Raw genomic sequence first — 7,499 nt, 5'->3', positions numbered from 1 at the left:
GCGATCAGCCCGTGCTGGAAGGTATTGCAGGGCCAGTATTGGGCGCCGAATTTGCGACGCATTTTGTGATTCCTGTTAAGCAGCAAGATGGGTTGCTGCGTTTGGTGCTTGTGGATGCCGATGCTGCGGGAGTCGATAAGCGATCGGCTCGTTTGATCGATGCCCGCGCTACTGTTTTATTAGGCATGAAGATGGTGCAAGGTCAGTGGCTGGATGTTGGGCAAGAGGCCAGTCTTGCACAAATGGCGCTGGACTTGGCCGCAGCGGCGATGGTCGCTGATTCTGCCGGTGTCATTGAGGCAGCTTTTACGTTGACGCTGGACTATCTCAAGCAACGTGTGCAGTTCGGCAAGCCGCTGTCAGCCCAACAAGCTGTGCAACACAAAATGGCCGAGGTTTTTTGCGATTTGCAGCAGTTGCTTGCTTTGGCCGAGCGCCTCGGGCTGGAAATTGATAGTGCACCGAATGGGCCTTGGCCTACGTTAGCCGTGGCCAAGAGCTTTGTTGGCCGACGGGGTCTACGGGCAGTAGGTCAACTGGTGCAGCTGTCGGGCGGCATAGGCGTCACAGAAGAATACAAGCTCACCCACTTTTACCGCCGTTTGCATGTGGCCGCAGAGATGTTTGGTGCGGCAGAGGCTCAACTAGCGCGCATCAACACTCGGGACATTTTATTGGCTGCCTGAAAGGAAGCCTTTTTAATTTATTAATAGGAAAAAAACATGCCCAATTCCGCTTTGAAACTTGACATCGTAGATCGCGTAGCTCGCATCACTATTAACCGGCCAGATGCAATGAATGCCGTTAACGGCGAGCTCCATACCGCGTTATCGCGTATTTTTATTGACTTGGGTGCGCGCCGCGATATTAACGTGATCGTCCTTACTGGAGAGGGGCGGGCATTTTGTGCCGGTGGCGATATCGAATGGATGCGCGAAGCCGTAGTTGAACCTGAGAAGTTCGAAATCGTTACGTGGGAAGCTAAGCGCATCGTCTATTCCATGCTTGATTGTGAAATTCCCATTATTGGGCGAATCAATGGAGATGCCGTTGGCCTGGGAGCAACGCTGGCGCTATTGTGCGACATTACGGTCATGGACGAGAACGCACGCATCGGTGACCCCCATGTACGGGTCGGATTGAATGCCGCAGATGGGGGCGGCTTCCTTTGGCCTCAGGTAATTGGTTATGGCAAGGCGCGTGAGCTGTTATTGACGGGCGATTTGTTAAGCGCAAATGAGGCGAAACAGCTGGGCGCTATCGGCAATGTAGTGCCTGCTTCTGAGCTTGATGCGAAGGTTGAGGCCCTGGTGGGTAAGCTTCGCAACGGCGCTACCAAAGCAATCCGCTGGACTAAGGCGGGTTATACAATTCCGCTACGCCAATTGGCTCATGGGCATATGGACGCCGGTATTGCCTACGAATGCTTAACGAATCTCTCGAAAGACCATCATGAGGCGATTGACGCCTTTGCCAACAAACGAAAGCCTGTTTTTACGGGTCAATAACGTAATGGGACTATTGGGTATGAGCGGTATCGAAGGTTCGAACGCTTCGAGCAAGGTTGAGGCGAACGAGCTAAAGTCAGCGAGTACGCAGGTGCAAGGTGCGCAAAGTGTACGTCGCGCCTTATCCTTGTTAAGGCTGGTAGGCAAATATCGTGACGAGGGCGTGAAGCTTGCGCAATTAGTGCGCGAATCCGAGCTTGATCGCGGCACGGCATATCGTTTGCTGACTTGTCTGGTTGAAGAACAGTTTGTTGACCGGGGTAGCGATAACCTTTATTACTTGGGTCCCGAGGCTGTTCTATTGGGTTCCTTATTGTCCAAGCCTACCCCTTTGCTCACCCGCTTTTTACCTGTGTTGCGCCGCATCGGCCGTATTGCAGGCGATACAGTTTTTTTGATGATGCGCCAAGGCGACTATATCTACTGTGTCCATCGGGAGGAGGGTAGTTCTATGGTGAAAGTGCTGACCACGCAGATCGGCCAGCGCCGTATGATAGGTACCGGAACAGGCGGAACTGCTATCTTGGAGTTTATGCAGCCTGCGGAAATCAAAAGAATCTACGAGAGCCACATCGATGAATATCAAGAGCAGGGTGTTGAGCTTGATCAACTGCTGACCGCAGCTCAAGAAGTTCGCCAATGCGGCTATGCACTTACTTATGACGCGTTCGACGAAGTAGGGATAGCCGGACTGGGCATCGCATTTCGTATCGGGAGTCATGGCATAGGAGCTATAAGTCTGGCGACACTTACGGCACGATTAGGGCCGGAGCGCCTTCGGGAACTGCAGGCAATGCTGGCTGCCGAGCTGAAAGGCTTGTCATTACGTTAATGGTACTAAGCACATACAGAAAAGCCCCGACATGTCGGGGCTTTTCTGTATGTGCTTTTTTTTATCAAAGCTGACTTTGTATGTTTGGTTGCGGGGACAGGATTTGAACCTGTGACCTTCGGGTTATGAGCCCGACGAGCTGCCAGACTGCTCCACCCCGCGTCTGAAGAATGAGAGTTTACCCTATATATCAGATCGCTGCTTGCGATGGCTTTTCGGCAGGGTGCCAGGGGTATCGGGATGGGTCGACGCATCCAGTGCGGCCACCCCGAAACTTATCTAGTTAATCTTAAATCCCGTCTTTTTCACCACGGCCTCCCAGCGTTTTTGTTCGCTGGCAAGCAGATCGATCATTTCCTGGCGGCTCGAGCCCACGATGACAAAGCCGTTGCCTTCCAGCGTGGTGCGTACTTTGTCGGAAGCCAGGGCCGTGACGATATTTTTTTGCAGGGTGTCGAGGGCGGCATCGGGTGTTCCGGCAGGGGCAAAGAACGCGAACCAGGCGCCAAAGTCAGTGCCCGGCATGCCTGATTCAGCAAAAGTCGGGATCTCTGGCAGCGTCTTGCCGCGCTCGGCCCCCGTGATCGCCAGGCCACGCATTTTGCCGGAGTCGATTTGTGGCTTGGCCATGGCGGTGGTGACAAAAGCACCATGAACCTGACCGGCGATAATGGCCGATACCGCATCGCCGGTGGACCGATAGTGCACGGGCTCGATCTTGAAGCCGCCTTCCTCGGCCAGCATCTCCGCGCCAAAATGGCCCGGGGTGCCAGCGCCAAATGTAGCGATATTAATGCTATGGGCGTTTTCCTTGGCGCCTGTCACGAACTCCTTGAGCGATTTGTACGGAGAGTTAGTCGGGACAACGAGTACGAAGTTGGCGCGCACGGCTTCGCTGATGGGCGCGAACGATGTCAGCGGCTTATACGAAAGCTGTGAGGTAGTCTCGGGAGCGATGCTGATGGAGCCGACTTCGCCGAGCAGGATGTTGTAGCCATCCGGCGTGGCATTAGCGGTTGACGATGCGGCGATCTGGCCGCCCGCGCCCGCCTTGTTTTCGACGACCACCGGTTGGCCTAGTGTCTGCGACAACTGTTCGCTTATTGTGCGGGCGACAATGTCGGGGCCGGTGCCTGGCGGAAAGCCGACAGCCAGGCGTACGGCGTGGTCAGGGAATGCGGCGCTGGCGGTCGCGGCGATCGAAAGACAAAGGGTGCCGAGCAGGGTGCTGAGAATGCGTAGCTTCATGGGGATGTCTCCTGTAGATTTCTGTTTTTGGTCTTTATCGCAGTAGATAAAAATTAAGCTCGACACGATCGGGGAATCGAGCGCCCGTTCCTACGAATAGATGCTTGTTGAGCCAGTCCAGCCTGGGCGCTGCCGTTTCGAATCGGGGATAACTACGAAAATAAATACGTTCGGGCGGCACAGGATGCCCAGCCGCCAAGGCTGCAATATCGTCAGCCGTTCCCGTGCGTATCCCGGTATTCTCAACATATACGGTTTCGTTATCGTTTGTCTGAATGACATAGCGCGCGTGAATGTCTGTAAAGGTTTCTGACCTTATGCTCTGGAAGTCTGCGCCGCCCGGCAGTACATGGCCCTCCAGTTTCGTTCCGCGAACAGAACCGCCAAGAATCGGAATCACGCGGCGTCTGCCTGTAGGCGTAGCGCCGACCTCCTGCGGAGCACCAACATCGACGATGATGGTGCATAAATGTTCTAGCTCTGGCGCTGGAGGGGGTGTATTCATCACATGGTTCTCAATAGAAATCGTCGAGCGGGAATGTTTAGGGCTTGAGCGCTTGCGGATCGAAACCAGCAAGACGCTTATAGCGTATGGCTATCTCGGCGAGCTCGGCCTCCGGAATGACGTCGTGGATGTGCGCGAAACCCTCGGGCGCGCGTTCATGTGCAATTTGCATCACCTGTTCCGGCCCGTTCAAGCGGTTGCGCAATACGATGCCCGACGTAAGAGGCAGGCGTTCCGCCTCATATTCTTTGAGCGCCAGCTCGACGCTGCTTCGATGGTCTTTACCAATTGCCTGCAGCCGTGCTGCCAGGCAGGCTGCATCCAGAATTGCCTGGGCAGAGCCATTCGACCCGATCGGATACATGGGGTGGGCTGCGTCGCCAAGCAGGCAAGCCCGGCCTTGCGTCCAGCACGGTAGCGGATCTTTATCCACTAAAGGAAATTCGTAGATAGCCTCGGCGCCTTTAATCAGTGCGGGGATGTCGATCCAGTCCCATTGCCATGAGGCGAACCGGTCAGCGAAAACAGAGGCGTCTACTTCCCGGTTCCAGTCGGTGCTGGGAAGCTCATCTTGCCCGACTCGAAGTTCGGCGATCCAGTTAATACGGGAGCGTCCTTGCTGACGTAAAGGTTCTGAAATGGGATAGCAGACAAACTTTTGGTCTTGATGGCCAGCCATGAACATGGTTCGACCATCCAGATAAGGTGCCGCGTCGGTCACTGCGCGCCACAGCATGCGGCCCGAGAAGCGCAGGTGATCGAAAGGGGCGAAGAAAAAGCGTCGAACTGTGGAATGAATGCCGTCAGCACCGACCAACACATCGCCGCGCACGTCGTCCACCGTGTTCGTAGCGCGGTTGCGAAAGCGGACAGTAACGCCTTGCGCGTCTTGTTGCAGTGACTCAAATGCCATGCCGGTATGCAGGCGGCTGGCGCCCAGGCGTTTGACAACTTCTTGCGCAAGCAGCATCTGTAGCTCGCCGCGGTGCAGCGATAGCTGGGGTACGGGATAGCCCGCCGCCACGCCGCGCGGCTCTTGCCAAATGGCGTGGCCGTGTTGGTTGAAATAGTGCAGGGCGGATGTCTCGATCGCCGTTTCTGCCAAGGTGTCCAACAGACCCAGGGACTGCAACTGCAGGGTTGCGTGGGGAAGCAAATTGATGCCAACGCCTAGCGGTTTCAATTCGCGCACGCTTTCAAAGACGTCGCAATCGATTCCGCGCTGATTCAACATAAGCGCCAAAGTCAGGCCGCCAATACCGGCGCCCACAATAATGACTTTCAATTCTATCTCCCTTGATATTTGTTATGTATCATAACAATCAAGTGTGCTAGTCAGTGTATCGGGAATTACCCTTGCAGGTGATGGCCAGCACCGTTTTCGGGGTAATGTATGGCGGTTTTTCAGTTTGCAGGCAGGATCATCTCTTGAGCACGAAACCTAGTTCGCGGCCCAATCATCGTCGTCCCGCCCAGCGTGGCCAGGCGTTTAATGCGCATATGCCAGGGATTGATTACGGTGCGCTAAATGGCTTGATAGGCTACGCCTTGCGCCGGGCGCAAATACGGATCTATCAGGATTTCCTGGATGCGCTCGCGCCATGGTCCATGACGCCGCCCCGTTTTTCGGCAATGACAATTATCCATGCCAATCCCGGCCTGAAGCTGACGACGCTTGCGCAGGCGATGGGCATTGCACGGTCAGGTGTGGTGCAAGTGGTCAATGCGCTGGAAAAGCTCGGCTATGCGCAGCGCATGGATTTCTCCAGCGACAAGCGCGCCTTCGCCTTGATGCTTACTGCAGAAGGCAGCAAAGCGCTTGAAACCATTACCCGGGAAATATGCGCTCACGACGCACGCGTGAGCGCGACACTAACTACAGTAGAACAGGCAGAGCTGCGGCGGCTTTTGGAAATGCTGGGCGCCCCGCCCGAACGTAGTTAAAAACTGCCGAACATCGTGCCCAGCGCGATTACCGTGACCAGGGCAACCATTGGTGCTGCCATGGTCACGGCGGCGATGTTCAGGTAAGACTGGCGATGCGTGAGCTTGCAAATTGCCAGCAGCGTAATGATTGCACCGCAATGGGGTAGGGTATCGAAGCCCCCCGCAGCCATCACGGCCACACGGTGCATCAGTTCAGGGCTAATGCCTGCTTCTTGCGCCATGCGCAGGTAGTCTGGGCCTAAGGTCTGCAGTGCAATGCTCAGGCCGCCAGAAGACGAACCGGTAATCCCGGCCAGTACGTTCATGGCAATGGCCTCGGAAATCAGCGGATTGCCGGGGGTCACGTTCAGCACCGCGTCGCGGATGATAGTGAAACCGGCGAGGCCGGCGATGACTGCTCCATAACCGACTTCAGATGCCGTGTTGAACAATGGCAGCATGAAGCCGAAGACGCCTTTGTTGACAGTGCCGCGCAGATCCTGCCAATGTCCTAGTCGCGAAACGACGAGGGTGGTGCAGGCCGCTGCAAGCGCAATGATGAGCGCCCATAGTCCAATTACTTTTGCCGGCGTCAGGTGGGGGAAGCGTTCAGTAACGAAGCTCATGTCCATGCGCGGGAACACCACATAGGTAAATAGAGCGTTCACCGAAATAACCAGGATAAGAGGCAGTATGGCCAGAACCAGCGGCATGTGCGAGAGTCCGCCGTTGTTCGCTTCCTCTGTGCCCGTGCTATCGGTATCATCCTCGTGTTGGCCATAGCCTTCGCCAGCAAGGCGGGCGCTTGCTGCACGGCCCCGCAGCCACCACATGCCGCCCAGCAACATAATGGCCGCGGCTATTATGCCCAGGCCGGGTGCGGCGAATACGTTGGTGCCGTAATAAGGAATCGGTATGGCATTCTGGATAGCAGGCGTGCCGGGTAGCGCCGTCATGGTAAAGGTGAAGGAACCCAGCGCAATCGTTGCTGGTATCAGGCGTTTCGGAATGTCGGCGGTGCGAAAAAGATCAGTGGCAATTGGGTAGATCGCGAATGCTACGACGAAGAGCGATACGCCGCCGTAGGTCAAGATGGCGCAGGCCAGCACCACGGTGATAATCGCATGCTTATCGCCGAGTTTGGCAACGATCCAGCGGGCGATGGTGTGGGCGGCGCCCGAGTCCGCCATGAGTTGACCGAACAGGGCGCCCAGCAGGAAGATCGGCAGGAACTGGATCACATAGTTGCCCAGCGCCTTCATGAAAGTGTCGGTGTAGATGGGCAGGTAAATGCTTATCTCGCCAGACAGCAGCACGGCCAAGGCCGCCATGAGCGGCGCCAGAAGCAGTACGGTAACGCCACGATAGGCCAAGTACATCAGGAGTAATAGGGAAACGACAATTGCTAAGGTGCTGGCCATGCTTTAAAAAACTTTTAGTAAAAATGGAATAGGGGAAAACGCTGCCTTGCAGGGATACA

8 protein-coding genes and 1 tRNA gene are annotated in these 7,499 nt (G+C 55.7%); 4 read left to right on the top strand and 5 right to left on the bottom strand.

The genetic code is table 11. From position 1 onward, the window contains the following. The 3 genes from ABWO67_RS03325 to ABWO67_RS03315 all read left to right on the top strand — a co-directional run. Positions 1-686 (top strand): acyl-CoA dehydrogenase family protein (locus tag ABWO67_RS03325; protein WP_353147479.1); only part of this gene is annotated, 686 nt, incomplete at its 5' end. A gap of 36 nt (positions 687-722) precedes the next feature. Next, positions 723-1,508, top strand: coding sequence for an enoyl-CoA hydratase/isomerase family protein (locus tag ABWO67_RS03320; protein WP_353147476.1), 786 nt, complete (start codon positions 723-725; stop codon positions 1,506-1,508). Beyond that, the gene (locus ABWO67_RS03315) at positions 1,471-2,340 is read left to right on the top strand and encodes an IclR family transcriptional regulator (protein WP_353147473.1); all 870 of its coding nucleotides are present in this window, start codon (positions 1,471-1,473) and stop codon (positions 2,338-2,340) included. Before ABWO67_RS03320 ends, ABWO67_RS03315 begins: the two co-directional genes overlap by 38 nt. Positions 2,341-2,425: 85 nt before the next feature. Here ABWO67_RS03315 and ABWO67_RS03310 read toward each other — a convergent pair. From ABWO67_RS03310 to ABWO67_RS03295, 4 genes are all read right to left on the bottom strand, one after another. Next, a tRNA-Met gene (locus ABWO67_RS03310) sits at positions 2,426-2,502 on the bottom strand. Between the two features lie 117 nt (positions 2,503-2,619). Further along, on the bottom strand, positions 2,620-3,588 hold the full coding sequence (locus tag ABWO67_RS03305; RefSeq protein WP_353147470.1) for a Bug family tripartite tricarboxylate transporter substrate binding protein: 969 nt from the start codon (positions 3,586-3,588) through the stop codon (positions 2,620-2,622). Positions 3,589-3,622: 34 nt separating this feature from the next. Next, complete coding sequence (locus ABWO67_RS03300) at positions 3,623-4,093, bottom strand: DUF3237 domain-containing protein (RefSeq protein WP_353147467.1); 471 nt, start codon at positions 4,091-4,093, stop codon at positions 3,623-3,625. A gap of 37 nt (positions 4,094-4,130) precedes the next feature. After that, positions 4,131-5,378, bottom strand: a complete 1,248-nt coding sequence (locus ABWO67_RS03295) for a flavin-dependent oxidoreductase (protein ID WP_353147464.1) — start codon at positions 5,376-5,378, stop codon at positions 4,131-4,133. A 143-nt stretch (positions 5,379-5,521) separates the two neighbouring features. On the opposite strand from ABWO67_RS03295, the gene ABWO67_RS03290 reads away from it, so the two are divergent. Next, positions 5,522-6,037: a MarR family winged helix-turn-helix transcriptional regulator gene (locus ABWO67_RS03290; protein WP_353147461.1), complete on the top strand. Its 516-nt coding sequence runs from the start codon at positions 5,522-5,524 to the stop codon at positions 6,035-6,037. Here ABWO67_RS03290 and ABWO67_RS03285 read toward each other — a convergent pair. After that, positions 6,034-7,440, bottom strand: coding sequence for a GntP family permease (locus tag ABWO67_RS03285; protein ID WP_353147458.1), 1,407 nt, complete (start codon positions 7,438-7,440; stop codon positions 6,034-6,036). The genes ABWO67_RS03290 and ABWO67_RS03285 overlap by 4 nt on opposite strands. Positions 7,441-7,499: the final 59 nt, after the last annotated feature.

The organism is Pollutimonas bauzanensis, from assembly GCF_040393045.1.
Lineage (GTDB): Bacteria > Pseudomonadota > Gammaproteobacteria > Burkholderiales > Burkholderiaceae_B > Pollutimonas > Pollutimonas bauzanensis_A.
This window is presented reverse-complemented; position numbering and strand designations above follow the sequence as displayed.

Bases quoted from the DNA above. Each gene is read 5' to 3' on its own strand.
- ABWO67_RS03285 (WP_353147458.1), bottom strand. From the start codon at position 7,440: ATGGCCAGCACCTTAGCAATTGTCGTTTCCCTATTACTCCTGATGTAC.
- ABWO67_RS03320 (WP_353147476.1), top strand. From the start codon at position 723: ATGCCCAATTCCGCTTTGAAACTTGACATCGTAGATCGCGTAGCTCGC.
- ABWO67_RS03305 (WP_353147470.1), bottom strand. From the start codon at position 3,588: ATGAAGCTACGCATTCTCAGCACCCTGCTCGGCACCCTTTGTCTTTCG.
- ABWO67_RS03300 (WP_353147467.1), bottom strand. From the start codon at position 4,093: ATGAATACACCCCCTCCAGCGCCAGAGCTAGAACATTTATGCACCATC.